We start from the raw sequence: 25,534 nt of genomic DNA, 5'->3' as shown, positions 1-25,534 counted from the left end.
GTATAACGGCTTGTAAGCGGCCCGGCTCGGTCGGCTCGCTTGTTTCTCGTCGGCCGTGCATTGCTAGTTTGAATGTTAGGTTTTTTTGCCTACCGTTGATGGGTCGAAAATGCGAAACTTCGAACTTGCTCGCAGTTTGGACTCATGCTAATTTTACCTACTAATGGTAGGTCAAAAAAACGAAAAGATAAACCAACTTCGCCGCCTGGTCCCCGAGGGGCTGCTGGTTGACACCGCGTGGCTGGAAAAACACGGATACCGTCGGCAGTGGCGCGAAAAATACGTGGCGCAGGGCTGGCTGGAAGGTGTCGTTCGTGGCGTCTATCAGCGACCGACCGGCAACGTTGATCAGGCGATAGCCTGGCAGCGCGTGATCATCTCGCTCCAGCGACTTCTGGGCAAATCCGTGCACGTAGGCGGCCGCAGTGCCCTCGAGCTACAAGGCCTGACGCACTACCTCCGCTTTTCAGGCAAGCCAGAAATCCACCTCTATGCCTATGGCAGTCTGCCTGGCTGGGTAGAGCGGATACCGACCGACGCTCAGTTCGTCGAACATAAGGCAGACAAGCTCTTTGATGCCGACGCACCTGGAAGGACGCGCCTGGCATGGGGACACTGGGGGTGGGAGCTTCATGTCTCCGCGCCGGAGCGAGCATTTTGCGAGCTTCTCGACCTGCTCCCATCCCGGGAGACGTTCCATCAAGCGGACGTTCTAATGGAGTCGGTTCGCACTCTAAGCCCGAAGCGGGTTCAGGCCGTGCTGGAAGCGTGCCGCAGCGTAAAGGTGAAGCGGCTGTTCCTCTGGTTTGCCGAGCGGCACGCCCATCCATGGCTCGGCCGGCTCGATCTCAAACGTATCGACCTCGGTCGTGGCAAGCGCCAGATCGTGGTCGGCGGGCGGCTGGACAGCAAGTATCAGATCACTGTGCCGGAGACACTCGATGCCGGCGTCTGAAGCCTATCGCGCGCAAGTCAGCCTCCTTGTTCGAGTTCTTCCGCTCGTTGCAGAGGAAAACGTCTTTGCATTGAAGGGTGGCACGGCCATCAATCTTTTCGTTAGAGACCTTCCACGTCTATCGGTCGATATCGATCTGACCTATCTGCCGGTCGAAGATCGCGCGACTTCTCTCGCCAATATCGATGCCGCCATACGGCGGATTGCTGCCAGAATATCCGATGCAACAAAGGTGCTGGTTACCTCCGACGGCGTACAGATCAAAATCGAGGTGACGTCTGTCATTCGTGGCTGCGTCTACTCTCCCGAGACACGGGCGGTTTGCGACCGGGTCGAAGAGCTCTTCGGATATGCCGAGGTGCCTGTTGTGTCCTTCCCGGACCTCTACGCCGGCAAGATCGTCGCAGCCTTGGATCGGCAGCATCCACGAGATCTGTTCGATATCAGGCGTCTGCTCGCGAATGAGGGAATATCCGATGAGCTGCGGCGTGCCTTCATTGTCTACATCCTGAGCCACAACAGGCCGATGGGCGAGGTCTTGGCGCCGACGCGCAAGGATTTGCGCCACGAGTTTGACGCGGGGTTTGCCGGCATGACGGAAGAGCCCGTGACCCTGGAGGCGCTATACGATGCTCGTTAAGCTCTAATCGCAGAGGTCGTTGGCAAGATGGCTGCCGAGCACCGGCGCTTTCTTCTCTCCTTCAAGGCCCGCGAGCCAGAGTGGGACTTGCTAGGCGTGCCTGGAGCCGCGGACTTGCCGGCGGTGCGCTGGAAAGTCGACAACTTGGCCAAACTTTCGGAGGGCCGACGCGAAAAGCTGTTGTCTGATCTCGGGCGGGTGCTTGCGACATGAGATACGGAGGAGGGATGGGGACGCCGAAGTGAAAAGGAACAAGACCACGATCTGCAAGCTATGCTCTGCAGTAGCTGGCTCTCGGGCTGCAGCACTGACGATGTGGATTGCCAGAACGTCATAGCTTGCAAACACAGCCGAGATGAGAGGATAATCCTTGGTCCGTCTCTTCGTCGGCGTTACGGACAAGGCCTGGTTCGATCAGTTGAGCGCCTCTGTTCCGCATGACGAAGTCGGACAAGCGGTTGAAGATCCGTTGATTGCCTCCCTCAATCTCGCTGACAACGTTTCAAAGCTTTCGTTCAGCGAAATACTTAGTGCGGCGGCTAGAGTCCTAGCCCGGAAATGACAGATGGTTTGCGCGATCTGATATTTGCGAATAGGTAGCGAACTCCTCGCCCGAGCAAGAACTCCGCTATGTGCTGCACGATCACTCCGCGGCCTTGCGGTCGTTCATTGGCAAACTCGACCGAGCTTAATCACCTTCGGGCCATACCTCTGCATGGTGGGCAATTGCAATTAACCGCGGATCTCGACCTGTCGAGCGCAGCCTCGTCCTTCTACGCTTTTCGATCCCGTCCTCTCTCAAAGCAGATCTTCCCCAGGGCAAGCAGAATGGTACCGCGCCGACCTTGGTGAAGTCTCCACGACGATGGACTGCGCATTCTTAACCATGGGTCACGATAATTTGTCTGCGCGTCCCGCGCCACAGCAGAGCGCTTCAGAAGGTTGGCGCGCGGTCCCACGGGGACCGCGCGCAGATCGTTACCGCAAGGCGATCGGGCGGATCGCTTCTGGAAAGTCTTGATAGGACACCGGTCGCAGAAACCGATAAATTGCGAGTGTTCCGACCGAGGTAGAACGGCCATCGGCCGTCGCCGGATAGGGGCCGCCGTGCACCATGGCAGGCGACACCTCAACCCCGGTGCCGAAGCCATTGACGAGCAGCCGCCCCGCCAGCATCTCAAGCTTCGGAACAAGACGTCGAGCGTCGTCGATATCGCTATCGTCGACATGCAACGCGACGGTGAGCTGGCCCTCGAGAGCGTCAATCACCTTCTCCAGCTCATCGAAATCCTTGCAGCGCACGACTAGCCCGGCCGCGCCGAAGACTTCGTCCTGCAGTTCGTGATGTGCGAGGAGCGAGGCGGCCGACGTTTCAAAGAGCGCGGCCACTCCGTCGTACTTGCCGCCGGACTTTCCCTTGGCGAGCATGGAAACCTCGGCATGTCGTTCGAGGCGGCCGACGCCCTCTCGAAACGCCTTGGCGATGGCCGGTGTCAGCATCGTCTGCGCCCCGGTCTCCGGCAGCAGTTCCCTGGCCCTCGCGATAAAGGCGTCGAGCCCCTTACCGTGTACGGCCAGGATGAGACCGGGGTTCGTGCAGAATTGGCCGGCGCCGAGCGCCAGTGACGAGACAAAAGATGTCGCGATCTCCTCGGCGCGATTAGCAAGCGCTCCCGGAAACAGGATGACCGGGTTGATGCTGCTCATCTCGGCGTAGACGGGGATCGGCTGCTTGCGTTCGGATGCGATCTTCATAAGTGCGGTCCCACCTTTGCGGGAGCCGGTAAAGCCGACCGCGCGGATCCTCGGGTCGGCGACCAGCTGCTGCCCCACGTCGAAGCCCGTGTCGAACAGAAGAGCGAACGTACCAACGGGCAGGTTGGCTTTCTGGACGGCACGCTGTACTGCGCGCCCCACGAGTTCGGACGTTGCTGGATGCGCCGAGTGGGCCTTTACGACGACCGGGCAGCCGGCGGCCAAGGCTGAGGCTGTGTCGCCGCCCGCAACCGAAAAGGCCAAAGGGAAGTTCGAGGCGCCGAAGACGGCGACAGGCCCGATGGGAATGTTGCGCAGGCGAAGGTCCGGCTTGGGCACCGGCTTTCGCGAGGCATCGCCCGCGTCGAAGCGGAGCTCCTGAAACCGGCCTTCGCGGACCTCCTTTGCGAACAGCCGAAGCTGGGCGGTCGTACGGGCTCGCTCCCCCTCCAGCCTCCCGCGCGGAAGGCCAGTCTCGGCCATAGCGCGCTCGACCAGCTCATCGCCGACGCCTTCGATCTCGGTCGCTATCGTCTCGAGGAATGAGGCTCGCGCTTCGAGGTCCGTTTCGCGATAGATGCTGAAGGCCTCCCACGCCAGACGGGTAGCATCCTCGACGTCGGCAGGCGCGGCGCCCCCGAAAGAAACGGCCAGGGACCTTCCGGTCGCAGCTTCGATCCCCGAAAACTCGCCGCTCGAGCCGCGCTTTTCTGATCCTGCGATCAAAAGGTTCCCTTTAATTGCCATTGTAAACACCTCCGATGAAAAGTATGACTTTTCATATAGTCTCGCTCATTGGACATTTCGACCCGCTTCGATCATTGGAGGGTGTTTTCCGGGAATTTGCGGTATCCGGTTTTTTCCATGTCAAGGCGTTTCAGGTGCGCGCCTGCGCGATAGCCAAGCTCTCGATAGCCTCCCGCATCAGACGCAATCTTTCAAGTTCTAGGGCGGCGTCCTGAAGCGCGCGGTGGGCCGGTCTAGCAGGCTCGCTCCGCGCAATGACTTTTGCGACGAGCGCAGCGGCGTCAACGCCACGCACATTTCTGTCTTCAATCAGCATCAAGGCAACCTCCACGAAGAGATCGTCGGACTTTCGCACCCGCAGACTGTGTCTCGGAACCCCCCCGGCGCGAAGCAGGACGCTGAGCCATTTTCCGTCCCATGACGGCGAACTCGCGTAGAGATCATGATCGGACAGCGTTGCCATCATCTCTTGGACCACCAACGAAACCGGGACGCCTTGATCAGCAAGCTTTTCTCGGGAAATGCCATGAATGCCTTCTGCGGTTTCCGACCAGTCCGTCCAGTTCGGCTCCGGAGCGATGAGCAGAGACCGCGACCGGCCGTCCTCGAACACCCAAGCAATTTCGATCGGATAGCTATGCTTGCTGAGCGAGGAAGCTTCGAAATCCAGGAATACGATCATGGTCGATCTCTAGTCGAAGTCGCCAGTTCTCCCAGCCCGGAAGACGACCACGGGGTCGCCCTCTTCTCCGACTGCGGGACGGCCGTCTCGCCGCACGACTAACACTCCAGCGTGGCGGCTCGCAGCTTCTTTTGCCTCGGCAATGGCCTCTTCTTCTGTGCCGCTGACGACGGTCTCCCATGCTTGTATGGGCTCGCCTCGGTCATCGAGATCGTAGGCGAATATGCTCAATGCAGAAAACGTCCCCGGCATCATGCGGTGCCGTGTTTCGGTCTGGCAAGCTGCGCCGCAGTTTCGCGGACGTCATCCTTGCGTTCTTCGTCGTCTGAGGTGCCAAGCTTAGCCCTTATTCGGAGCGCCTCCTCCTCTGTGGCTCCGATAGGCTGGCCGGGATCATCAGGAAGACCTGCGCCGCTCTGTTTGATTCTATCCTTCGGGGCGTCGTTGGTATCGATCTTGGACATCTCCTTTTCCTAATCGTAGGTGGCGGGACGATCCGTCAGAGGATACGTCTCCCCATGCCGGTGGACGAACGTCATTTCCCTAAGGACGGCCTCGGGTAGATCTGATGGTCCGCCTGCAGTCGTTGGTGTTCGTGTAACGCTTACGCAACTACACGAGACTATTCCCGGTTGGCGGTCTGCGGGGCAGGGATGCGGTCCTTCGCATCAGCACGGCCTGTGGTGGGATCGGCGTCCGTCACGCCGTCACCGGCCTCGCGGCTGCTGCCCATATTTACCGGCGGCGCGCGGCGGTCGTCGGCGTTTGTCTCCGGCAGTTCGTTGTCATGGGTGTCTTCGCTCAAAGCCTTCGGCGGAAGCTTTGCAGAGCTTGGGATTGAATTGTTGGTCATGCTCTTACTCCTTATGGAACGGAACTCGCAGGCGCGGAGCAAGTTCCCGGTAATGGCGTCGTTGTGCTTCATTCTTGTTTACGATCACAACACGCCCGTTCAATGCAGATGACGGTTCTTCACTCTCGCTGCTGGCGGCGAATGAATCGAAAAGACATTCCAGCAGAGGATCCGAGCTCGCTGGAGGCGTTTTCTATCGTTCGCCAATGCGGGATGATGAGTGACAAAACCTCTGATAAGATTGCGAACCGTTAGAGGATTTGTAACATGCCATCAGTGCAAGAGTCTCAAAGAGCAAAACTCAGAAGCCTGCTCGCTGCGCGCAGCATGATGCATGCACATGAACTGCGCGAGGCCGGCATCAGCGGACAAACGATCGCGCGCGCCGTCGAGGGCGGTGAAATCGACTGTATCTCGCGCGGCGTTTATCAGAAGCGTGACGTGGAAATCGAAGAGAACTAGATCCTCGCTGAAGCGATCATGCTTGCGCCAAAAGGCGTGATCGCTCGGGTGTCGGCGCTCGCCTTCCACGGACTGACCCATCAGATGCCGCGGCGGGTCTGGATAGCGATCGGGACCAGCGATTGGGCGCCCGTGCAGTCCTATCCACCGCTGCGTACGGCCCGCTTCAGACACCGTATCTGCAACAGGGCATTGAACATCAGGTAATCGCCGGGGTGACGTTCCGGTGTATTCGATCCCGAAAACCCTTGCTGATCTGTTCCGAAACCCAAACTGTTGGACCGATCGGTTGCTGTCGAAGGCCTGCGTGCTGCTCTCCAGCAACGCAAGGCAACTCCAAGCGCGATCGCCCAAGCCGCGAAGGCCGGCGGCGCCTGGAAGGTCATCCAACCCTGTCTCGAGGCGCTAACCTCCAATGGCTAACGCACTAGCGAACACGGCGAAGTCGGTCAAAGATCGGCTGCCCGCTGTATGAGCCCTGCGTCCTCAGCGCGAATGACTGTCTTCAGTCCCACATTCGTTGGAATGGAGCGATAGGGACGGTCACTCATCGAGTTGAAGGGCATTATAAGTCGGAGAGATTTCGTAGCCATTTTCGCAAAACGACCGGTTTGCCTCACGGTTCCCTATGTGGTGGCTCGCGGCTTGATATCGGGGGCGACCGCCTAGTTACCGAAGAAGAGGTCTTTTCCAAGCTCCTCGGCCCAATGCTTCCGAGGAGCCATCATGGCGGACCTGAAACGACTCGACGACATGAGCACGGAGGAACGCGTCGCTTTCCTAGAGACCCTGGCTGAAAGCCTCCTGATGTCGGCCTCAATCGCGAAACATGAAGATGATCCTCTCTGGGAAGATCTGGCTAAACTCGGCAATCGCCTTCAGATGGATGCCGAGACCATCGCGACAGACGACCCGGAGAGAGCCGAGTCTGTGGTTCGAGATGCTATCCATCTTCTTGCCAAGTTCGAGCATGGGAGCGGAGGGAGCCACACTATTCACTGATCACAAGCGGTGTCTTCCACAGCGGTCTCGGGCAGCCGGTCGTCCTGGGTGTCCTCGCCCAAAGACTTCGTGTGGTGGGGAAGCCCAGCGCCGCCGGCCGAAAACGTCACAAAGCTACATAAATGATCCTTATTTTTTCCGGCAAAGGTTCTCGAGCGCATGGATGCAGATGTCAGCTTGATGACACCGATCCTCTGTACATGCGAAAACTAAGTGCCCGGTGATCAAAGGCTGTACGAGACTCGGGCCCATGCACGGTTACTGATCTCCCTGGTCTAAAGCGCGGTCACCATGGTGGGTGATCGAGCATGGGATTCGGGGTTTTCATTCACCGCACGGATTCGATCTATGACGACATCTGGCGAGCAATATCGTTTCAAGAGCAATTGGGAACTCAACAAAACCAGAACCCTAACGCATCAGATAGACGCAAGTATCCGACTCACGCCGCATGCCTATTGCGAGGTGTCTGCGTATTGAATGACGCTCTGATTACGAACACTTTCGGTCAATTCATCGACACGAGACAGAAGCCCCTGTAGCAACGGTGACGAATTCGCCTCATTGTATCCGAGCGTGAGCTCGACCGTAGGAGGCACACCATCGAGCGCCCTCGCGACGACATTTGGGCTCAAGATATTCTGCGCATATAGCGGGACCAGTGTCACTCCGCCCGTCGAGGCGACAAGCGACATTGCCGACGAAATGTTTTCACCTTCATATCTTGCCTTGAGAGCGATCCCCGCTTTCGACGCATAGTCGAGTATTACGTCCTGAAGGACTGGTGAGGTCCGCGCTGAGCTGACATAGACCTCGGATGCAAGATCCTTGGGCGAGATCTTCTTGCGTGACGCCAGCCGGTGACCTGCTGGCAGCACTGCGATCAATGGTTCTTCGGTAAGCAGCTTAAACTTGAGGCCCATGCTATGTTGTTCGCGGCGAAGAAATGCGACATCCAATTTCCCTCGCACCAGCGCAACAGCGAGCTCCGGAGACGACAGGCTGCACAAGGTGACTTCGATGTCCGGTGTGTCCTCTCGCAGGATGCGCAATAAATGAGGAAGCCATGTAACCTCCAAACCTACGAGGAAACCTATTGAGAGCGAGGGTCTCTGCGGCTCAGCCGCGCGACGGGCTCCATCGACAGCTGCCTCTACCTGTAGGAGCGCGAAGCGTACGTGATCAAGGAAAACACGTCCCGCCGGCGTGAGCGAGACACCCCGGGCTTGCCGGTCAAACAGCTGTGCACCAACCTCGAGTTCCAGGTCTCGGATTTGCCGACTTAACGAGGGCTGGGACGTATTGAGCCGACGTTGGGCTGCTGTCAACAAACTGCCCTCTTCAGCCACTGCAACGAAATAACGCAAATGCCGAAGCTCCATCGTGCCCTCGCTATACCTTTCAAGCATAGGCGGAGCCTACAAGGTCTTTGTCACGCCGCAAAGAAGAACCTACGGTCCAGCTGCAAATAGCGGGCAGCCCGAAGGAGCGGATCGATGCCAACGATTACAACGAAGGATGGCGTAAACATTTTCTACAAGGATTGGGGATCAGGTCAGCCGATCGTTTTCAGCCACGGCTGGCCGCTGACAGCGGACGACTGGGATGTCCAGATGATGTTTTTCCTTCATCATGGATATAGGGTGATCGCACATGACCGCCGCGGCCACGGCCGGTCCGATCAGCCGAGCACCGGAAACGATATGGACACATGGGTTGCAGACCTTGCGGCGCTAACGGAACATCTCGACTTGCATGAAGCGATCCATATCGGTCACTCGACAGGCGGGGGCGAGGTTGCTCGTTATGTAGCTCGTCACCAGGAACGTGTCGCCAAAGCGGTACTGGTCGCATCATTGACGCCAAACATGTACCGGAGCGAGGAAAACCCGACGGGCCAGGCGCCGGAATGGTTCGAAGCGATCAGGGCAGGCGTATTGGGCAACCGGTCGCAATTCTACCGTTTCGTCGCTGAGAATCCGTTCTACGGCTATAAACTCGATGGTACCAAACCCTCGGAAGCCGTCATTGCGAACTGGTGGCGCCAGAGCATGGCTGGCGGCGCTCTTGCCCATTACGCGACAGTCGACTCCTGGCTCGAAGACTATTCCGAGGATCTTAAAAAGATCACCGTGCCGGTGCTGGTGATGCATGGCGAGGCTGATGAGGTCGTCCCGTTCGCGAGTTCAGTGCCGCGCGCCGTCAACCTGCTCAAGAACGGCTCGCTAAAAACCTATCCAGGCTACCCCCACGGCATGCTAACCACGCATGCGGATGTTCTCAACCCCGACCTGCTCTCGTTCATCAGGTCCCAATAATGGCCCGAGGCCAGAAGGGCTTATGTCGAGCTTCAGCCGTTGACGACGCCACCTCCATCTCGTCATCGGGCTCCGGCGTGCGACGGTTCATCGGGTGGCAGGCGACCTGGGGTATGAATCGACGACGGCCTTCATCGTCGTGTTCAAGAAGGCGCTAGGTATCACGCCTGCCGCGACCATGCCAGTCGATTTTTGGGTGCCGACAGCGTCTAAGGCCCTTGGCCTATTCGAAGATCAAGTGCAAAAATGCAAGGAGCTGGGCAGGTTCTACGCAACTCAGGAAGTATTCCTTGATTGGGGGGCCTGTTCTTGCCCAGCGAATGCCGTTCGACCTTGCTTGGTCGAATCCAACGCTTGGACTATCTGCAGACTTCACGCCCTGAGGTAAGCCAAGAAGATATAGAAATGCGCGTGGGTGACCTGTACGCCTTGAAGGCGCACAGCATTGGCGACGAGAAGATTTTCGCCTATATTCCGTCGAAAGATGGAGGCTGACGTGCCTAGCATAGCAAACGAGAACAGTGAGCGTATGAGTTTGAGGGTGGCTGCCACGGCCAAGGCTAAACTCGTGCGTGCTGCGGCGCTTCGTAATACCGATCTGAGGGATTTCGTGACGCAATCCGCCCTGCGAGAAGCAGAGGCTGTGATCGAGGAAGCCGAGACGATAAAAGTGTCGAAGCGCGATCATGTTTGCATCCTTGAGCTTCTGGAAAATCCGCCTAAACCTAACGCCAAGCTGCGCGCGGCGATTGCCGGTTTGCCTGGCAACCGATGGCTTTACCTCATGGCATGGGAACCGATCGCTAAGTCACAGGGTCGGGCAGTCTTCGATTGCGGCGACCGTCAGATGAACGAGTTTCTGCTCCGTTTTGCCCGACAGAGCCACGGACAGAATGCCTCAAAAACCTTCTGTGCTACCGACGATTCGGTGCCGACAATATTCTTACATTCTATACGATCGCGCCTTCGGCAGTCGAGCATGCGGCTGTGCCTGATGCACTGACACGCGGTCTTGCGAGCCATGGTGTGCTGGCTTCAGACTTGCTCGAGTTGGCTACCGATCGCGCGGTTGCTGGACAGGGACTGAGAGGCCGGGTTCTTCCCCCCGCAGCGCTTTGCTGCCCGTGTCTTACAGGAGAGGGCGGGGGCTTCCATTGATCATCTTGAGGATGAGCTATACCACCAGGGAACATATAAGGAGCCGGCGCCCGCGGAGGCCCGGCTAGAGAGGAAAAGGCCGAAGCGGCCTTCATCAGCCATTCCGGCGAAATGAACGACCCGATTGCCGAGTTCAGGACTGCTCAGCCGTCATTCTGTTCAAAACGAAATGCCACCTCACAAGCCGCGAACCGAGGTGGATGAGCCGGCGACCTCGGAGTAATGCTCGCAATCTGGCTCTGACCACCATGATCAAACCCTCTCAAGGTGGTTCGAGCTTGCATTAGGAGGTGATGCAACGCTTCTCGCGAAGGGTATAATCAAAATAGCTACGACAGTAATCAGGGCAATCATTGCCCAAGCTTCGTTGAGCGCTTCGACCGTCGCGGCGGTTTGAACGAGCGGATCGAGCGTTGATGTCGCCTGTTCGTCAAAGGACCCGTTATGGCCCGCTATCATGGCGGTCGGTACGCCGACGAATTGCGCAACTGAGAGATTTCCTTTCTCCAGACCGTTCCAGATCTTCTGACCGAGCAGTTCCGATCGGGTGTAAATTACGGTGTCTATCAGCGCGATACCGATCGCGCCGCCAAGGTTGCGCATGAGGTTGAATAGTCCGCTGGCGTCTGGGACGTGGTCCGCTGAAAGGTTGCCGAGTGCTAGCCTGGTGGGGGGTAAAAGGCAGAACATGATGGAGACTCCTCTCACCACCTGAGGCCAGAACATCGCATCGAAGTCCGATGTCGGATCCTGAAATGCGCTCGCACCTATTCCGACGGCAAAGAGGGTGAAGCCTGCAGCGGAAAGCAGCCTCGGATCCATTCGTTTTTCCAGGGCGACTGCGATTGGGGCGGTGAAAAGCTGCGCAATACCGGTTACCAGCATCGTCATACCGATTTCCAGAGAATTGTGTCCCCTGACAAAGGCAAGAAAGACAGGCATCAGATACACGGACCCAAACAGTCCGATGCCGAGCACGAAGCTCAGCGCCGAACCGATTAAAAAGTTTCGATCCTCAAAATTCCGTAGCTCTACCAAGGGAGAGGCAATGCGGAGCGACCGCCAGATAAAAAACGCGGCAGAAATCGAAGCGACAACAAACAGCCCGCCGCTGGTTAATGAGAGCCATCCACTGGTAGGCGCTTCCTTCAATCCGATTTCCAGACAGATCAGCGCTGTAGCCATGGAAGCCAGTCCCGGAGCGTCAAACCCTTTTATTGGCGCAACGGAGGTGCGCTCGCGGGGAAGCGATCTGGCAGCTACACCGGCAGCGAGGATGCCGGGGATGACGTTGATCAAGAAAAGCCAGTGCCAGGAATAGCTTTCAGTCAGCCAGCCCCCGACGATCGGCCCGACCGTTGGTGCAAGCACCGCCAGCACGCCGGCGATTGTCGTCGCCAGCGCCTGCCGATTGTCCGGGAAGAGCAGGAACACCGCGGAGAACACGGACGGGATCAGCGTGCCGCCTGCAAAGCCCTGGAGGACCCGCCACGCGACGAGTTGGCCAAAGCTGATGCTCGCCGCACATCCTGCCGAGGCGATCACGAAAACCGCCAGCGAGACCACAAACAACCAGCGCATGGTCAGAACCCGTGTCAGAAAGCCGGTCAGAGGGATCGCGATGACCTCCGCAATGAGATAGGCCGTCTGGATCCAGCTCATCTGATCCGGATCAATATCGAGCGCAGACTGGATGGACGGCAAAGAGGTCGCCACGACCTGCACGTCCAGGATAGCCATGAACATGCCCACGCACATGGCGATAAAACCTGCCCAGACCAAGCGCGGACGAGCTTTGATGGGATCAGCGTTAGACTGCATCGGCACGCGGCAACCCTCTGAGGGCGGCATTTTCCGCCTTGATACGGATGGTCAGAACGATGACATTGGCGACCGAAAATACCAATGCGTAAAGTGGCATGCCGAAACATAAAGGCAGGACCGCGATTTCCCCGATCACGACGACGTAGTTAGGGTGTCGCAGGAAGCGATAGGGGCCCGCGGATACGAGTTGTTCTCCGGGTACGACGATGATGCGTGTCGTCCACCGCCGGCCAAGCGTCGCAAGTGTCCAGCACCGGAGGATTTGGAGAAAAGCAAAGACGCTCAACCAAGCGTGGGATACTTGCTCATCCCACGCAAGCATCCACAATCCGACAAGCCAGAGCCCATGCAGAAGGACGATCATTGGGTAATGCTCGCCTGCGACCTCGCTGGCGCCCTTCGCCAACAGCCGCCTCGTATTGCGCTTCGCCAACCATAGTTCACCAAGCCGCTCAAACGTGACCGCCGCTAGCAGAAGGATGGAAACGATCATGCGGCCGCCTTTAAAGATACGCAGCTTGCCGTAAAGCCGGGTCCCATAGCTGTCAGTATAGTGCGAGCGGGAAGTCCCGCGGCAATCAAGCGTTCGAGGACAAATAGGGCCGTCGGTGCGGACATGTTGCCGTAGTCAGACAACACTTCTCGTTCGTGATTGAGTGTTCCCTGACGCAGTTCAAGGGCGGATTCGAAAGCGTCGATCACCTTGGCGCCGCCGGGATGGCAGGCGAACCGATCGATGTCCGACAGTGATAGACCTGATTGAGCTAGGATAGCGCTGATTGCCGGTTTAATGTTAGCCTCGGCGAAGGGCGGGATGGCCCGGTCGAAGATGACGCCCAGGCCCTCAGGGTCGACGCTCCATCCCATGATGTCGAGCGTGTCGGGCCAGCTATGCTGGCCACTCATCTCGACCTCGGCGATACCGTCACGGGCAGCGCTGATGACGCAGGCTGCGGCGCCATCACCGAATAGTGCGGTCGCCACGATATTGGCCTTGGTCAACTTATCCATCCGAAAAGCGAGTGTGCAGGTCTCTACGGCCACCATCAGCACGACGCAGCCCGGCTTTGAAGACGCCAGCTGCGACGCAATAGCTAAACCGGACACCCCGCCCGCACAGCCCAACCCAAATACCGGCACCCTCACTACATTGTTACGAAAACCGAGCCTGGTGCTGACGCGAGCATCGAGACTGGGTGTGGCAATACCGGTCGATGAGACTGTTACGACAAAATCGACCTGCGATGCGGCCAGGTTCGCGGCCTCCAAGGCCTTGCCGGCCGAGTCGAAGAAGAGCTCGCTGGCACCCTCGATGTAGGCGGCGTTTCTGTCCTGCCAGCCGGACGTTTTCAGATACCAATCTATCGGCCGAACTCCGTAGCGGCGTTTGATCCCGGCGCTCTCGAACACTTTCGAAAGCCGATCGAAGTCGCCGAAGCGTGAGGCAAAAGCTCCATGTGAGGCGACAGCGGCGTCGTGCTGGTCGATGACATATGGAGGAACGGCTGTTCCGATGGATATCAGCTTGACGGTTTCAGACATGAAGGCTTTCAAAAATTTGAGTACGAAAGCCCACGCCAACACGGGTCGAGCCACGATTTAGAACGTATCTGAGGAAGACTTAGTTTCGTGGCGGTCCCATCATTTCAAAATTCAGATGTCAGAAACATCGGACCTACACGCGAAAAGAAGCAGGGCGTAGCGCGGAGGAGGACTAACCCTCGGAGCACTATTGGGAAGCGCGCGTCCAAGTCTCAGTCTTGCACAGGACACTCGTTGCACAGCCTTGAAGTTTCAACCTGTCGCCCGAGACTGCCAGTTTGCCGCTGTAGGTTGCGTTGTTTCGCGGGTCAGTAAGTCGACCCTTGTACGAATCGCCATCGGGCTGAAACGACCCCAGCTTTTGACCGGCATATTTGCCCGATTTGGCGACGATGCAGTATTGAGAGCCGCAACGATCGATGACGGAGAGTTCGCCATTCTGCGTTTTCCAGCTGCCCACTATTGGATCGGCGCCCATTGCCGCACCGGAAAGAGCTAAAGATACGGCTGCGACCGTAAACGCGCGAAACATAATACGCTCCTTGTTGTCGACCAACCAAGTATGTAGCAGCAACGAGCCAAGGCAAGGCCGGAGTGTCAGGCCTGGTAACAGGTCGACAGAAGATATGAGGGTTGCGCTGATCGGGATAGCGCACGGCTTCGCGAACTGGTCAGCGAAACCGTTCGGTGCTGGTTGGAAAATTGATGACTTTGCAACGGCTGAACTTGGCCCGGTTGGCGCTTGGCGATCACGATTAGGATTTACTCCTCCTCGATCACGGCCTTCCAGGAGCCCCCTGGCGAAAGGTATTGCCTGAACATCGCCGCCTCGAAGGCAACCAGCATCAGGATCAGAGGTAGCAGATCACGAGAATGGGGACGCCAGCTTGTTGGACACCCAGCAGTCCAGGGGATAAGCGGCCCCCACTGAGAATGGTCCGTTCTTCGATTGGTCGATCAATTCCGGTTCGAAAGTCGACAGGAGAGCAATTGTTTTGAGGCTATGCGCGACGGCAATCGGGTTCCCGGGTGCGGTACTTGGGTACGGTATCATACATGCGGCTTTTTTCATGTTTTAACCCGCGTCGGCTATCATTCTGGGTCGTACCCATCGTGCTGGAACATTAAATGCCCCACCTGAAGCCTTCTCTCCCGTTCAAGATCATCTTCGCTACCCTGTTCGCAGCGATCATTATCGGCACCGTATACGGGACCATGATGTACGCCGTGGTGCAGTCGGATCGGTCGACCGTTGAGCGGCAAGACAGCCTGCTTGCGCTTGTCGTCGGCAAGATGCAGGAGTCGATCGCGCATGACCAAGAGAGCGCCACCGTCTGGGACGACGCTGTCACGCATGTTGCTGCGGGTGATCGAGATTGGATGGCTGCCAATCTCGGGCGGTGGATGAACAGCTACTTCGGTCACGACGCCGCATTCGTGTTGGGTCCGACAGACCAGCTGGCGTATGGGTACTCGGCAACGGAGGCGAACGACCAAGTTGCTTTCGCCTTCGTCGCCGCCGATGCGCTTAAACTGGTGAAGAAGCTGCGAAAGCGGCTGGCGGACGGGGATACTGCCGGAGTGTCAGACAAAAGTCTGACCATTGGCGAAAGCGACATTGTCAAGATCCGCGACCGGCCTGCGATATTGAGCGTCAAGCCTATAGTTTCGGACAGTGGGGAGATTGCTGTCGATGAACAGCATCAGTTTGTTCATATCGCTTTGCGCTATCTTGACGGTGATTTCGCCCATACGCTGGCGTCCGAATACCTCTTCAACGATCTCCGATTTGAATGGAAGAAAGACGGGCAGGCGGGGCGAAGTGTATTTCCTTTAGCCTCACGATCGGGTCAGGTCTTTGGCTACTTCAGCTGGGTGCCTTTCCGGCCTGGCACTGAAGTGCTGCGGGCAACAGAGCCCGTCCTCGCCGTAGGCGGGCTTCTCGTGCTGGCTGCCATGTCGGCTTTTGTATTGCTTCTTCAAGGGAGGTCCAGTCGGCTGCGAGAAAGCCAAAGCCGTCTGCAGCATCTCGCTCATCACGATGTGCTGAGTGGCTTGCCGAACCGAGCTGCCTTCAATGCCGCCGTGGAAGAAACCTTGGCGAAGTCTCAGGCGGCGGTCCTTTTTGTTGATCTCGACCGCTTCAAGAATGTCAACGATACGCTCGGTCATCCCGTCGGCGATAAATTAATCGCTGAGGTGGGCAGCCGATTGCGTTCTGCTGCAGGCACTGGCGTCTTGGTGGCCCGTATCGGGGGTGACGAATTTACGATCATAATCCCCGACCCCAAGATGAACCTCGTCGAGAAGTTGGCCGAGAACATCGTCGCTGCGATACGCAGTCCGTTCGAAATCGATGGGCAACCGATCCTTATCGGTGCAAGTATCGGCATTGCCGTGTCATCAAGCGGCTCAGATGCTCAGGACCTCGTCCGACGGGCTGATATCGCGCTCTATCACGCCAAGGAAGCAGGCAGAAACCAGTTTGCGATTTTCGGGCAACACATGGACGACCTGATACGAACACGTCGAGACCTTGAGCGCGATCTTAGAACTGCCTTGCAGACCGGTGATGAAATCGCCGTACACTATCAGCCAATTTACGCTTCCAACGCCCGATTGATCGGCGTGGAAGCTTTAACAAGGTGGCGTCATCCTACCAGAGGTCTTGTCCAACCCGAAACATTCATTTCCATTGCGGAAGAGGCGGGTCTGATCGACAGGTTGGGCGAAATTGTCATGAGCACCGCGCTAACCGATGCAAAAAAATGGCCAGAGCTGATCGTGGCCGTCAATGCCTCTCCGGTAGAGCTTCGATCAGAAACCTACGCCCTGAGGGTGATCGGCTTGCTGGACAAGTTCGATTTCGACCCGCGCCAACTGGAAATCGAAATCACCGAGAGTGCCGTTCTGGAAAATGAAGAGGCGTGTCGCCGAAACATTCGGGCTCTTCGAGAGATTGGGGTCCAGTTCGCGCTTGATGATTTCGGCACAGGCTTCTCGTCGTTCGGACGCTTGCAAAAGCTGGATGTCGATCGGATCAAGATAGATCGCTGCTTCGTGGGCGAATACGGCAAGCCGGGCAGCAATGCTGGCATTGTCCAGGCCATGATTGAGCTAGCTCATGCCGGTGGAATGAGAGCAACGGCCGAGGGCGTCGAGACCCCTGAACAGCAGGCTTGGCTCATCGACGCCGGGTGCGACGAACTCCAAGGATTTTTCCTTTCACGGCCCGTCGTGGCATCCGAAATCGAACGTTTGAGATCGGGCGCTTTTCGTGAGGGCGGAGCAGCAGCAAGTTGATAGACGATAATCCAGCTCCGGTGAAGAATAGCTTCCCGCAGTGGCTTCAAGTGAGTTCAGACAATCTCCAGCGGAGGACCTACGGTTGGCCCTTGGCCGGCTTTCCTACGGCGGGGCAGCCGCGATCTACAGTTTTCCGCCAATCTGGCGGTTGCGCCGCGATGGATAGAACTGATCAAAAGAGGTCCGCCCGCTGCGCACCGCGCTCTCTTGCATTTTGCAAGATTGTCTGCCAGCTATCGCCGCCGTAAGAGCGCGATCCCCATCTATGAGCCGGATCTCCCCCTCATGAAGTCGTTATCACGCCTATCGACCTCCTGACCTGGCCAGCTGCATTAACCACGGCCCGCCGGATGCCTGGGCCGCCGGGTCATAATCAACAGGCTGACGGGCAAAAAGCGCGACGCCAGCGGCGTGCCCGGGATCATCGAGCTGACCTTCCTGCTCCAGTCTGGTTCCGACCGCATCGGCACCCTGGATTTCCAGGCGTCCACCCAATACGTCCCCCGCTTTGCTGCTCCTTGGGCGATCATGGACGCGGCCGCTCTTATCGAACAGGGCGTGCCCCTGACCGCGGCACTTGATCAGGCTCTTGATCACAGTAGATTAGTTGGCGGCGTGCTGGGGCTTGCCCTTTCGCTTGGTCGACGCGAACTCCTCTAGTTGCTTCTCGGACATGGATTCGACCATGTTCTTCGATGCGCCCTTAAGCTTGCTCTTTGGCGTGTCGCCGCGTTTTGCAGACAAGGCAGCTCCGGCGGCCTTTTGTTGTGCCTTTGACTTTGCTGGCATGACAGTTCTCCTTTCCAACAAAACTCCACGGCGCTCCCGGTAGTTCCATGGTCCTTTGTCTCTCCCACCACAGAGAGGAGGTGACTGGCCATCTCGCAAGGTCAGGTTGGGTGATCACTGGCCCAGAAGCAGGTGGATCCGGACCGATCACTTCCGATCGCCGCGCCAAGGAGAGTTCTCGGCCGCGCCCGGAACTTCACCACGCCGCCGTGGGGATCATTCCGGGTTTCTAAATGGATCATCCAGCAGTTTGATCACGACACCCTGCACTGCAGCGGCATCCGCGGCAGGCGCAAAGGCTTGCCCAGCCTGCTGTTGCTGCGGTCAATCGCAGACCGCTTCCGCCTCGATTTCGACCTCATAGTCTCCGATGAGGCCTCCGGCCTCGATAAGCGTATTGGCGGGCAGAATGGCTGCAAAGGCGCGGCCGTGGGCCCGGGAAACCGGTTCCCACTTATCTGCGTCACGCAGATAGATGCGCGTGCGGATCACGTCTTCCATGCGGCCGCCAAGCGCGGAGATCGATGCCGCGATCTTGTCAAGAATGTAAGTGGCTTGCGCACCTGCATTGCCCGGCGCGACGCAGCGGTTTGCACCATGAGTCGCGGTGGTGCCGGAGACGACAATACGGTTGCCGATCCGCACGGCGCGGCTATAGCCGGCGATCGGCTCCCAAACGCTGCCGGACGAGACACGCAGCCGGCCCGGACGACCAGGAACGGGCTGAGCACTGTAGACAGAGGCAATGGCACCGAGATGGTGGCTGAGATCGCCGGAGGCGGTAAGGAAAGGCGGCTTGCGATATTCATCTCCGCAGTCGCCAGGAATGGGCTGCGTCCTGGCGAAGGCGGCACTCAATGCAGCGTGATCCTCGGCGTCGAGCGCGAAGGAGAAGACGTTCAGGTTGTCGCCGCGATGCTCGTTTTCGCCGATGCGCGCGCCGACGATTGTGGCCGCAACCGACTGATGTTCCAGAACCCAGCGGCTCGCGACGTTGGAGATCGAAACACCATGTTTGGCCGCAATGGTTGAAGCAGCGCTCAGGATGCCCTGAAAGGGGCCCCATCCGCCGGCGGTATCGATGAAGCGCTTATATTTCGAGCGGCTCCAGTCCGCGACCGATACCGGCTCGGGCTTGCCCAGCCACTTTTCAGAGAGAAAGCCGCCGCACAGCGTCCCATAGGCGAGAAGCTTGACGCCGCTTTCGGCACACAGCGTCGAGAGCGCACCCGCAGCCCGGCGGTCGACCAGCGAAAACGAAACCTGGTTGCTGGCGATCTCGATGCCATCGGCAATCGCCAGCGCCAGATGTCCGGCGTCGAAGTTGGTGACGCCGAGCGCGCCGATCAACCCTTCCTCGCGCAGTCTCTGCATCTCGTGCAGGGCATCGAGCCATGCCGGATGCTCGAAGCTCCACCAATGAAATTGCAGGAGATCGACCTTGGCGACACCAAGCCGCGTCAGCCGCTCCTCGACGCCGCGACGCACGACCTCAGCCGACATCGGTCCCGGCTCCGGGCACCATTTGGTAAAGGCGGCCGGCCGCTGACCAATCTGATAGCGCGACAGCAGTCGCCCGGCGATGAGCTCGGCCGAACCGTAGTGGTCTGCCATGTCGAACGTGTCAAAGCCGTCGCGCGCATAGGCCTGCAATATGTCGGCGCCGCTGTCCGGGTCTATCACTGTGCCGTTCTTTTCGATGTCGGCCACCTGCCAGAGACCGCAGACGATGCGGCTGATGGAAAGGTCCTTGGTGAGGGCAACGCGTGGGGGCTTGGTGGACATGATGTTATTTCCCAAAGATCTGGTGGCGCTTGCCTCGAAGCGAGGCCAGCGCGTTGGAAGCGCCGAGAATGCCGCGGGGGCGCAGGAGAAGGATGAGGCAAAGCCCGACGCCGATCATGACGATCTGCAGCGACGACGCACGCGCCTGCTGTTCGGGCGGCACGAAGGCTGAGACGCCGGCTGCCGACAACGCCCATAAACCCCAGACCACCACCGCACCAAGGATGGCGCCGCGATTGTTGCCGGAGCCACCGACGATCAGCATGGCCCAGACCTGGAAGGTCAGGATCGGGAGATAGTTGTCGGGCGCGATGAAGCCGATGAAATGTCCCTGCGCGGCACCCGCCAACCCCATAATGGCCCCGCCGATGGTAAAGGCCTGCAGGCGAAAGTGGGTCGGTCGCTTGCCGAGCGCTTGTGCTGCGCTTTCATCTTCGCGGATGGCGCGTAAAACACGGCCCCAGGGGCTGTTGGCAAGATGCTGAAGGCCAATATAGAGCCCGAGCACCACGGCCGCCATCAGAGCAAGATTGGAAAGCGAAAATGCTAGCGGACTGCCGGCGAGGCCTGCGAAGGGACGCGGAATGAAGCCGATGCCGAAAGCGCCGCCGGTCAGCGGCTCCAGGTTGAGAACGCAAAGCTGCACGGTGACCGCAACGCCGAAGGTGGCAATGGCGAGATAATCGGATCGCAACCGTATGGTCAAAGCGCCGACCAGCCAAGCGGCCATTCCCGCAAACAGAGCGCCGCCAAGCCAGCCGATGGCGATAGGGAGGCCGAAGCCGCCGAAGCGGCCGGGTGCATCCGGGGTTGTCAAAAGTGCCGAAACGTAGGCGCCGATCGCGACGAAAGCGGCGACACCGACGTTGAAGAGGCCGGTCTGGCCCCACTGCACGTTGAGCCCAAGGCACATGATGGCATAGGTCAGTGCCATGGTGAGGAAGAAGGCGGCGTAGGAGATCAGATCAAGGCTCATGCCGCCCTCCCGAATAGGCCCCGCGGGCGAAGAAGCAGAACCGCCACCAGAATGACGAAAGAGACGGCGGCTCGCCACTCTGCGCCGACGATCTGCACGGCCGCTGCCTCTGATAGGCCGACGATCATCCCAGCGATCATCGCGCCGGGGACGCTGCCGATGCCGCCAAGGATCGCCGCAGCAAAGAGCGGCAGCAGCAGGTCGTGGCCGAGATAGGGGCGGATTTGCACCAAGAGGCCGGTCATGATGCCGGCAATGCAGGCAAGGGCGGCACCGACGAACCAGACGACGCGGATCACGCGCCTGACGTCGACGCCGGCGATGCCCGCCAAGGCCGGGTTTTCGCTGACGGCGCGCATCGAGCGGCCGATATCGGTCCGTGTCATCAGCAGGTGGACGGCGACAACCGCCACCGCCGAAAGGGCGAGCGACAAGAGCTGATCAGGTGTCGCCCGCAGCCCGGCGCCGATTTTCACGGCGATCTGCAGCGTTTTGGTGTAATAGGCGGGTTTGGACGTGAAGATGAATTCGAGGAGGCTTCGCAGCGCAAGTGAGGCGCCGAAACTCGCCATCACCAGGATGATGATTGCACCGCCGCGCGCGCGCAGGCGCCCGAACAGCGCTCTATCCACTCCGAGCGCCAGCAACCCGGTCAGCAGGATCGCGACGGCGGCTGCGATCGGCAGCGACCAGCCGAAGGAGAAGGGTCCGATTGGCTTCGTCAATGACGTCGACACGAGCCCGAGGCCGCCGCTGACGGCGAGGGCCAGGTAGGCGCCCCAGGACAGCATTTCGCCATGCGCAAAGTTGGCAAAGCGCAGGATTGAATAGGTCAGCGTCACGCCAATGGCGCCAAGGCCGATCATGGCGCCGGCAATCAGGCCATCCATCAGAAATTGCGGGTTCATGATGCTTTCGGCGCCTCATTGGTGGTGCCGAGATAGAGCTTTGCGATCAGCGGGTCGCCGAGCAGCATAGAGGCCTCGCCCTCGTGCCTGATCCTGCCTTCGACAAGAATGACGGCGCGGCCGGCTATCGCCAGCGCCGCCTTGACGTTCTGCTCAACGAGGATGACGGTAACGCCGCTGGCGTTGATCTTCTTCAGCATCGAGAACACCTCGCCGACAATCTTCGGCGAAAGACCGGCGGACGGTTCATCGAGGATGAGCACGGAGGGATCGACGATCAGCGCGCGGGCAACCGCCAGCATCTGCCGCTGTCCGCCAGACAACGTCCCGGCGAGGCGCGACGGCTTGCTGGCGAGATCGGGAAAGCGACCATAGAGTGCTGCTATCCTGTCGGCTCGCTCCTTTTTTGGCAGGACGGCTGCGGCAAGCTGCAGGTTCTCGTGAATGGTCATCGTCGCGAAAATGTTTTCTGTCTGCGGCACGAAGGCCAGGCCTTCGCCGATCTTGCGGTGGGGCGCGACGTTGGTGATGTCCCGCTCTCCGAGTGTGACGCTTCCCGAGTGGATGGGAACCACGCCAGCGACCGCCTTGACGAAGGTCGACTTGCCGGCTCCGTTTGGCCCGAGCAGCACCAGCAGTTCTCCCGGCGCCACCGAGAGATCGACGCCGCGCACGATCGGCAGGTCAGGCTCGTACCCGGCGATGAGGGCACGGGTTTGAAGTGCTGGTGCGGTCATGCCGCCGCTCCGAGATAGGCTTCGATGACATCGGGGTTGGAGGCGACGGCGGCAGGTGTGCCCTCGGCAAGCGGCTTTCCGAGCGCCATGGCGACGACACGCGAACACAGCCGCGATACCATATCCATATTGTGCTCGATCAGCAGGATCGACTTGCCTTGCGCATTGAGCTCCAGCACGCGTTCGATGATCGTTTCCAGGAGTGCCGGGTTGACGCCGGCGGCCGGTTCATCGAGCAGGATCGCCTGCGGATCGGCCATCAGGATGCGCGCGAGTTCGAGCAGCTTGCGCTGTCCGCCCGACAGCACCTTGGCCGGCTGTTTTTCGAGACCCGACAAGGTGACGAACTCCAAGAGCGCGCGCGCCTTGTCGACCGCCAGACGTTCCTGCCGCCTGACATGACCAAAGCGCAGGAAGTTGGCAAACAGCCGTTCGCCGTCCTGCGCCTGTGCGCCGACGAGCACATTCTCCAGCACGGTCATCTCGGGAAAGGGTTTCGGAATCTGGAAGGTGCGGCCGACGCCGCGGCCGATCCTCTGTTCCGGGTTTTCCTTCGAAACCTCACGGCCGCCGATCCAGATTTCGCCCGATGTCGGCCTCAGGCTGCCGGCGATCAGATTGAAGAGCGTGGTCTTGCCGGCTCCATTCGGGCCGATAAGCCCGAGCATCTCGCCTTCAGCCAGCCTAAGCGACATGCCGGAGACGGCGACGTTGCCCTGGAACGACTTGATCAGAGCGCGCGCGTCAATCACCGCTTCAGCGGATTTTGCCATTTTCGATCGGGCGTCTGGCACTGGCAAAGGCATGGAAGTAAGAAGTCTCTTGATTTGATTGGTGATGTTTGATCAAACTTTACTGCATGATGAAAAGCAACCCAAAAAAACGCAGTCGTCTGGGGCCGGCGGGATGGTAGTCTCATCTGCGCGGGTCCAAGCCGGCCGGTCAACCGATGGTGGCCACGATCGCGACGATCAGTTGTCGCCGGTTGGGCGCGAAACGCTGCACGACAGGGTCTACGCACAATTGCGCAATTCGCTGATCAACGGCATGTTCGATGCAGGCGATGTTCTGCGCATCGTCGATCTGGCCGAACGCCTGCAGACCAGCACAATGCCGGTGCGCGAGGCGCTTGGCCGGCTGGTGTCCGAGCAGGCGCTGGAACCGCTTCCGAACCGATCGGTACGGGTGCCGCTGATCACGCGCGAGCGTCTTGATGATCTTGCCCGCGCCCGGATCCTGATCGAGGGCCAGATGGTTGCGCTGGCACTGCCCAGGTTGACGGATAACGATTTTGCCGTCCTGAGGCAGATCAATGTCGATTGCGATCTGGCTTTCGAGGAGCACGGCAAGGATATCGGCCATGTGACCTCGGCGCTGAACCAGCGGTTTCATTTCCATATCTATCATGCGGCGCGCTCGCAGGTGCTGATCCCAATCGTTGAAAGCCTTTGGCTGCAATCGGGTGCGATCATCCGCAAGGCCGCCCATATTCACGACGAACAGGGCGGACTTGCCGCTACCAATCATCATTGGGCGCTGATCGAGGCGCTTGAAAAACGCGACACCGAGGGGGCGATGCGGTCGCTGTCGAACGACATCGGCCGTTCCTTCGATCTCATTCGCGGGCGCCTGGATGGCGGCACTGAAGCCACCGCGTCGGGAGACATCGATGGCTGAGCTCAAAGACGACGGCTTCGACCTCTTTGATCTCAGGGTCGACGTGATCATTCCGGAGGGCGGCGCCGTCTATTGCGGCGCCAAGCCCGGCGATCATTTCGAGCTCAGGGGCGAGATGCTGCACCTGCCGGACGGGCAGGGGATATCGATCTACTCGCTCTCTTCGGTGCTGCCGCTGCTCGCGGCCAAGCAGCGTGCGACGGATCGCAACGACTGGATGACGACGGACGCCGACATCGCTTGCCCTGATCCCAACTGCTCGACACGGCTCAGGATCACCCGCACGGGTTTGCGCCGTTTCAGCCATGCCGCCACCACGGCGGTTCCCTTGACCGACGAATAGGCACAACGACATGCAGCGCATCGCCATCGCCCCCGATTATGAAATCTCCCGCGTCATTCGCGGCGGCTGGCAGCTGGCGGGCGGGCATGGCGCAATCGATGGCGACAGTGCCGTCGAGGACATGATCGCCTTTGCCGATGCCGGCATCACCACGTTCGACTGCGCCGACATCTATACCGGCGTCGAAGAGCTGATCGGCCGCTTCCGCGTTAGCTATGGGAACCTGCGCGGGCAAGAGGCGCTGTCGCGTATTCGCGTCCACACCAAGTTCGTGCCGGATCTTGCCATGCTGCCAAGGATCAGCAAGGCTTATGTCGAGGGCGTCATCGACACCTCGCGCAAACGGCTCAACCTCGATTGCCTCGACCTCGTTCAGTTCCACTGGTGGGCCTGTGATATCGAGGGCTGGTTGCAAACAGCAGGCTGGCTGAAGGAACTGCACGAGGCCGGCAAGATCGGCAAGATCAGTGGCACGAACTTCGACACCGAACACGTTCATGAGATTATTGGCTCTGGCGTGCCCTTCACCTCGCTTCAGTTGCAATACTCGCTGCTCGACCGGCGTCCGGAAAAGCGCATGGTGGCTCTTTCTCAGGAGAAGAGTTTCGCCTTGCTTTGCTATGGCACGGTGGCCGGCGGCTTCCTCGGTGATCGATGGCTCGGCCAAAGCGAGCCGGAGCACCCGCTCGAAAACCGATCGCTCACGAAATACAAGCTTATCATCGATGATTTCGGGGGATGGGATTTGTTCCAGGCCCTGCTTTCAACGTTGCGCCGCATTGCCGACCGGCACGGCACCGATATCGCGACCATCGCGAGCGCCGCCATGCTGACCAAGCCCGGGGTCGCGGCCGTGATCGTCGGCGCTCGCAACAGGGATCACTTGCGTTCAAATCTCGCCATAGCCGATACCGCGCTCAGCCAAGGCGATATGGCCGAAATCGATGCGATCCTCGCGCAATCAAAACCGATCGAGGGCGACGTCTATGCGTTGGAGCGGGACAGGGAAGGCCGCCACGGCAGCATCATGAAGTACAATCTCAACAAAGGGGAACAAAAATGAGAACGACAGTCC

Annotated in this window: 25 protein-coding genes and 4 pseudogenes; 14 read left to right on the top strand and 15 right to left on the bottom strand. The window is 59.1% G+C overall.

Annotated features, from left to right (window positions below; translation table 11 throughout):
- Window positions 1-163 precede the first annotated feature (163 nt).
- From ACODR6_RS23295 to ACODR6_RS23285, 3 genes and pseudogenes are all read left to right on the top strand, one after another.
- Complete coding sequence (locus ACODR6_RS23295) at window positions 164-955, top strand: type IV toxin-antitoxin system AbiEi family antitoxin domain-containing protein (RefSeq protein ID WP_449100008.1); 792 nt, start codon at window positions 164-166, stop codon at window positions 953-955.
- Window positions 942-1,808: pseudogene (locus tag ACODR6_RS23290) on the top strand (nucleotidyl transferase AbiEii/AbiGii toxin family protein). Before ACODR6_RS23295 ends, ACODR6_RS23290 begins: the two are co-directional and overlap by 14 nt.
- A 157-nt stretch (window positions 1,809-1,965) precedes the next feature.
- On the top strand, window positions 1,966-2,157 hold the full coding sequence (locus tag ACODR6_RS23285; protein ID WP_199629809.1) for a hypothetical protein: 192 nt from the start codon (window positions 1,966-1,968) through the stop codon (window positions 2,155-2,157).
- Window positions 2,158-2,573: 416 nt separating this feature from the next.
- On the opposite strand, the gene ACODR6_RS23280 is transcribed toward ACODR6_RS23285, so the two are convergent.
- From ACODR6_RS23280 to ACODR6_RS23265, 4 genes are all read right to left on the bottom strand, one after another.
- Window positions 2,574-4,097, bottom strand: a complete 1,524-nt coding sequence (locus tag ACODR6_RS23280; RefSeq protein WP_203431294.1) for an aldehyde dehydrogenase (NADP(+)) — start codon at window positions 4,095-4,097, stop codon at window positions 2,574-2,576.
- Between the two features lie 130 nt (window positions 4,098-4,227).
- A complete protein-coding gene (locus tag ACODR6_RS23275) occupies window positions 4,228-4,779 on the bottom strand; it encodes a 3'-5' exonuclease (RefSeq protein ID WP_413708720.1) in 552 nt (183 codons plus the stop codon).
- Window positions 4,780-5,030: 251 nt separating this feature from the next.
- The gene (locus ACODR6_RS23270; protein ID WP_203431293.1) at window positions 5,031-5,243 is read right to left on the bottom strand and encodes a hypothetical protein; all 213 of its coding nucleotides are present in this window, start codon (window positions 5,241-5,243) and stop codon (window positions 5,031-5,033) included.
- 158 nt (window positions 5,244-5,401) lie between these two features.
- Window positions 5,402-5,632, bottom strand: coding sequence for a hypothetical protein (locus ACODR6_RS23265; protein WP_203431292.1), 231 nt, complete (start codon window positions 5,630-5,632; stop codon window positions 5,402-5,404).
- A 267-nt stretch (window positions 5,633-5,899) separates the two neighbouring features.
- Here ACODR6_RS23265 and ACODR6_RS23260 point away from each other — a divergent pair, with 267 nt between their 5' ends.
- Both ACODR6_RS23260 and ACODR6_RS23255 read left to right on the top strand, forming a co-directional pair.
- Window positions 5,900-6,094, top strand: coding sequence for a type IV toxin-antitoxin system AbiEi family antitoxin domain-containing protein (locus tag ACODR6_RS23260; protein ID WP_348652533.1), 195 nt, complete (start codon window positions 5,900-5,902; stop codon window positions 6,092-6,094).
- Window positions 6,095-6,820: 726 nt separating this feature from the next.
- A complete protein-coding gene (locus tag ACODR6_RS23255) occupies window positions 6,821-7,096 on the top strand; it encodes a hypothetical protein (protein ID WP_130279647.1) in 276 nt (91 codons plus the stop codon).
- 455 nt (window positions 7,097-7,551) lie between these two features.
- Here the strand turns inward: ACODR6_RS23255 and ACODR6_RS23250 are convergent, their stop codons facing one another.
- On the bottom strand, window positions 7,552-8,478 hold the full coding sequence (locus ACODR6_RS23250) for a LysR family transcriptional regulator (protein ID WP_203431291.1): 927 nt from the start codon (window positions 8,476-8,478) through the stop codon (window positions 7,552-7,554).
- A 114-nt stretch (window positions 8,479-8,592) separates the two neighbouring features.
- Here ACODR6_RS23250 and ACODR6_RS23245 point away from each other — a divergent pair, with 114 nt between their 5' ends.
- From ACODR6_RS23245 to ACODR6_RS23230, 4 genes and pseudogenes are all read left to right on the top strand, one after another.
- Complete coding sequence (locus ACODR6_RS23245; protein WP_130279645.1) at window positions 8,593-9,414, top strand: alpha/beta fold hydrolase; 822 nt, start codon at window positions 8,593-8,595, stop codon at window positions 9,412-9,414.
- 43 nt (window positions 9,415-9,457) lie between these two features.
- Window positions 9,458-9,583 (top strand): annotated as a pseudogene (locus ACODR6_RS23240) (AraC family transcriptional regulator); the annotation flags it as partial.
- Window positions 9,584-9,768: 185 nt separating this feature from the next.
- Entirely contained in the window at window positions 9,769-9,909 is a 141-nt protein-coding gene (locus tag ACODR6_RS23235) for a hypothetical protein (protein ID WP_489024683.1), read from the top strand.
- Window positions 9,899-10,177, top strand: a pseudogene (locus tag ACODR6_RS23230) (type II toxin-antitoxin system TacA family antitoxin); the annotation flags it as partial. The gene ACODR6_RS23235 and the pseudogene ACODR6_RS23230, both read left to right, overlap by 11 nt.
- Before the next feature lie 647 nt (window positions 10,178-10,824).
- On the opposite strand, the gene ACODR6_RS23225 reads toward ACODR6_RS23230, so the two are convergent.
- The 4 genes from ACODR6_RS23225 to ACODR6_RS23210 all read right to left on the bottom strand — a co-directional run bounded on the left by ACODR6_RS23225 (window position 10,825) and on the right by ACODR6_RS23210 (window position 14,470).
- A complete protein-coding gene (locus tag ACODR6_RS23225) occupies window positions 10,825-12,393 on the bottom strand; it encodes a DHA2 family efflux MFS transporter permease subunit (protein WP_203431639.1) in 1,569 nt (522 codons plus the stop codon).
- A complete protein-coding gene (locus tag ACODR6_RS23220) occupies window positions 12,383-12,889 on the bottom strand; it encodes an isoprenylcysteine carboxyl methyltransferase family protein (RefSeq protein WP_489024653.1) in 507 nt (168 codons plus the stop codon). Before ACODR6_RS23220 ends, ACODR6_RS23225 begins: the two co-directional genes overlap by 11 nt.
- Complete coding sequence (locus ACODR6_RS23215) at window positions 12,886-13,938, bottom strand: type III polyketide synthase (RefSeq protein WP_203431289.1); 1,053 nt, start codon at window positions 13,936-13,938, stop codon at window positions 12,886-12,888. Before ACODR6_RS23215 ends, ACODR6_RS23220 begins: the two co-directional genes overlap by 4 nt.
- A 187-nt stretch (window positions 13,939-14,125) precedes the next feature.
- Window positions 14,126-14,470 carry a DUF2147 domain-containing protein gene (locus ACODR6_RS23210; protein WP_148195277.1) on the bottom strand — a complete coding sequence of 115 codons (345 nt, stop codon included), beginning with the start codon at window positions 14,468-14,470 and terminating at the stop codon, window positions 14,126-14,128.
- A gap of 596 nt (window positions 14,471-15,066) precedes the next feature.
- On the opposite strand from ACODR6_RS23210, the gene ACODR6_RS23205 reads away from it, so the two are divergent.
- Window positions 15,067-17,241, top strand: coding sequence for a putative bifunctional diguanylate cyclase/phosphodiesterase (locus ACODR6_RS23205; protein WP_203431288.1), 2,175 nt, complete (start codon window positions 15,067-15,069; stop codon window positions 17,239-17,241).
- A 216-nt stretch (window positions 17,242-17,457) separates the two neighbouring features.
- Window positions 17,458-17,877 (top strand): annotated as a pseudogene (locus tag ACODR6_RS23200) (type II toxin-antitoxin system HipA family toxin); the annotation flags it as partial.
- Here the strand turns inward: ACODR6_RS23200 and ACODR6_RS23195 are convergent.
- From ACODR6_RS23195 to ACODR6_RS23170, 6 genes are all read right to left on the bottom strand, one after another.
- Window positions 17,848-18,033 carry a DUF3008 family protein gene (locus ACODR6_RS23195; protein WP_203431287.1) on the bottom strand — a complete coding sequence of 62 codons (186 nt, stop codon included), beginning with the start codon at window positions 18,031-18,033 and terminating at the stop codon, window positions 17,848-17,850. The pseudogene ACODR6_RS23200 and the gene ACODR6_RS23195 overlap by 30 nt on opposite strands.
- 324 nt (window positions 18,034-18,357) lie before the next feature.
- Window positions 18,358-19,818 carry an aldo/keto reductase gene (locus ACODR6_RS23190; RefSeq protein ID WP_203431286.1) on the bottom strand — a complete coding sequence of 487 codons (1,461 nt, stop codon included), beginning with the start codon at window positions 19,816-19,818 and terminating at the stop codon, window positions 18,358-18,360.
- 4 nt (window positions 19,819-19,822) lie between these two features.
- Entirely contained in the window at window positions 19,823-20,794 is a 972-nt protein-coding gene (locus tag ACODR6_RS23185; protein WP_199629780.1) for a branched-chain amino acid ABC transporter permease, read from the bottom strand.
- Window positions 20,791-21,702 (bottom strand): branched-chain amino acid ABC transporter permease, encoded by a 912-nt coding sequence (locus ACODR6_RS23180; RefSeq protein WP_199629779.1) that lies wholly within the window; start codon window positions 21,700-21,702, stop codon window positions 20,791-20,793. The genes ACODR6_RS23185 and ACODR6_RS23180 overlap by 4 nt, the downstream gene beginning before the upstream one ends.
- On the bottom strand, window positions 21,699-22,439 hold the full coding sequence (locus ACODR6_RS23175) for an ABC transporter ATP-binding protein (RefSeq protein WP_148195235.1): 741 nt from the start codon (window positions 22,437-22,439) through the stop codon (window positions 21,699-21,701). The genes ACODR6_RS23180 and ACODR6_RS23175 overlap by 4 nt, the downstream gene beginning before the upstream one ends.
- Entirely contained in the window at window positions 22,436-23,212 is a 777-nt protein-coding gene (locus ACODR6_RS23170) for an ABC transporter ATP-binding protein (RefSeq protein ID WP_246777687.1), read from the bottom strand. Before ACODR6_RS23170 ends, ACODR6_RS23175 begins: the two co-directional genes overlap by 4 nt.
- Before the next feature lie 133 nt (window positions 23,213-23,345).
- Here ACODR6_RS23170 and ACODR6_RS23165 point away from each other — a divergent pair, with 133 nt between their 5' ends.
- The 3 genes from ACODR6_RS23165 to ACODR6_RS23155 are packed head-to-tail and all read left to right on the top strand — an operon-like array spanning window position 23,346 to window position 25,522.
- A complete protein-coding gene (locus ACODR6_RS23165) occupies window positions 23,346-24,116 on the top strand; it encodes a GntR family transcriptional regulator (RefSeq protein ID WP_449100015.1) in 771 nt (256 codons plus the stop codon).
- Window positions 24,109-24,459 (top strand): TIGR04076 family protein, encoded by a 351-nt coding sequence (locus ACODR6_RS23160; protein ID WP_130279634.1) that lies wholly within the window; start codon window positions 24,109-24,111, stop codon window positions 24,457-24,459. The genes ACODR6_RS23165 and ACODR6_RS23160 overlap by 8 nt, the downstream gene beginning before the upstream one ends.
- A gap of 10 nt (window positions 24,460-24,469) precedes the next feature.
- Complete coding sequence (locus ACODR6_RS23155) at window positions 24,470-25,522, top strand: aldo/keto reductase (protein ID WP_203431284.1); 1,053 nt, start codon at window positions 24,470-24,472, stop codon at window positions 25,520-25,522.
- Window positions 25,523-25,534 lie beyond the last annotated feature (12 nt).

It is taken from the genome of Rhizobium sp. FG96 (genome assembly GCF_057808655.1).
Note: the sequence above shows the minus strand (reverse complement) of the source record. Positions and strands in the feature narration are given on the sequence as shown.

Excerpts from the sequence above, each read along its gene's own strand:
- ACODR6_RS23160 (WP_130279634.1), top strand. The coding sequence starts at position 24,109 with ATGGCTGAGCTCAAAGACGACGGCTTCGACCTCTTTGATCTCAGGGTC.
- ACODR6_RS23180 (WP_199629779.1), bottom strand. The coding sequence starts at position 21,702 with ATGAACCCGCAATTTCTGATGGATGGCCTGATTGCCGGCGCCATGATC.
- ACODR6_RS23190 (WP_203431286.1), bottom strand. The coding sequence starts at position 19,818 with ATGTCCACCAAGCCCCCACGCGTTGCCCTCACCAAGGACCTTTCCATC.
- ACODR6_RS23245 (WP_130279645.1), top strand. The coding sequence starts at position 8,593 with ATGCCAACGATTACAACGAAGGATGGCGTAAACATTTTCTACAAGGAT.
- ACODR6_RS23165 (WP_449100015.1), top strand. The coding sequence starts at position 23,346 with ATGGTAGTCTCATCTGCGCGGGTCCAAGCCGGCCGGTCAACCGATGGT.
- ACODR6_RS23210 (WP_148195277.1), bottom strand. The coding sequence starts at position 14,470 with ATGTTTCGCGCGTTTACGGTCGCAGCCGTATCTTTAGCTCTTTCCGGT.
- ACODR6_RS23195 (WP_203431287.1), bottom strand. The coding sequence starts at position 18,033 with ATGCCAGCAAAGTCAAAGGCACAACAAAAGGCCGCCGGAGCTGCCTTG.
- ACODR6_RS23250 (WP_203431291.1), bottom strand. The coding sequence starts at position 8,478 with ATGGAGCTTCGGCATTTGCGTTATTTCGTTGCAGTGGCTGAAGAGGGC.
- ACODR6_RS23265 (WP_203431292.1), bottom strand. The coding sequence starts at position 5,632 with ATGACCAACAATTCAATCCCAAGCTCTGCAAAGCTTCCGCCGAAGGCT.
- ACODR6_RS23205 (WP_203431288.1), top strand. The coding sequence starts at position 15,067 with ATGCCCCACCTGAAGCCTTCTCTCCCGTTCAAGATCATCTTCGCTACC.
- ACODR6_RS23215 (WP_203431289.1), bottom strand. The coding sequence starts at position 13,938 with ATGTCTGAAACCGTCAAGCTGATATCCATCGGAACAGCCGTTCCTCCA.
- ACODR6_RS23175 (WP_148195235.1), bottom strand. The coding sequence starts at position 22,439 with ATGACCGCACCAGCACTTCAAACCCGTGCCCTCATCGCCGGGTACGAG.
- ACODR6_RS23185 (WP_199629780.1), bottom strand. The coding sequence starts at position 20,794 with ATGAGCCTTGATCTGATCTCCTACGCCGCCTTCTTCCTCACCATGGCA.
- ACODR6_RS23155 (WP_203431284.1), top strand. The coding sequence starts at position 24,470 with ATGCAGCGCATCGCCATCGCCCCCGATTATGAAATCTCCCGCGTCATT.
- ACODR6_RS23270 (WP_203431293.1), bottom strand. The coding sequence starts at position 5,243 with ATGTCCAAGATCGATACCAACGACGCCCCGAAGGATAGAATCAAACAG.
- ACODR6_RS23280 (WP_203431294.1), bottom strand. The coding sequence starts at position 4,097 with ATGGCAATTAAAGGGAACCTTTTGATCGCAGGATCAGAAAAGCGCGGC.
- ACODR6_RS23275 (WP_413708720.1), bottom strand. The coding sequence starts at position 4,779 with ATGATCGTATTCCTGGATTTCGAAGCTTCCTCGCTCAGCAAGCATAGC.
- ACODR6_RS23220 (WP_489024653.1), bottom strand. The coding sequence starts at position 12,889 with ATGATCGTTTCCATCCTTCTGCTAGCGGCGGTCACGTTTGAGCGGCTT.
- ACODR6_RS23260 (WP_348652533.1), top strand. The coding sequence starts at position 5,900 with ATGCCATCAGTGCAAGAGTCTCAAAGAGCAAAACTCAGAAGCCTGCTC.
- ACODR6_RS23170 (WP_246777687.1), bottom strand. The coding sequence starts at position 23,212 with ATGGCAAAATCCGCTGAAGCGGTGATTGACGCGCGCGCTCTGATCAAG.
- ACODR6_RS23255 (WP_130279647.1), top strand. The coding sequence starts at position 6,821 with ATGGCGGACCTGAAACGACTCGACGACATGAGCACGGAGGAACGCGTC.
- ACODR6_RS23225 (WP_203431639.1), bottom strand. The coding sequence starts at position 12,393 with ATGCAGTCTAACGCTGATCCCATCAAAGCTCGTCCGCGCTTGGTCTGG.
- ACODR6_RS23295 (WP_449100008.1), top strand. The coding sequence starts at position 164 with ATGGTAGGTCAAAAAAACGAAAAGATAAACCAACTTCGCCGCCTGGTC.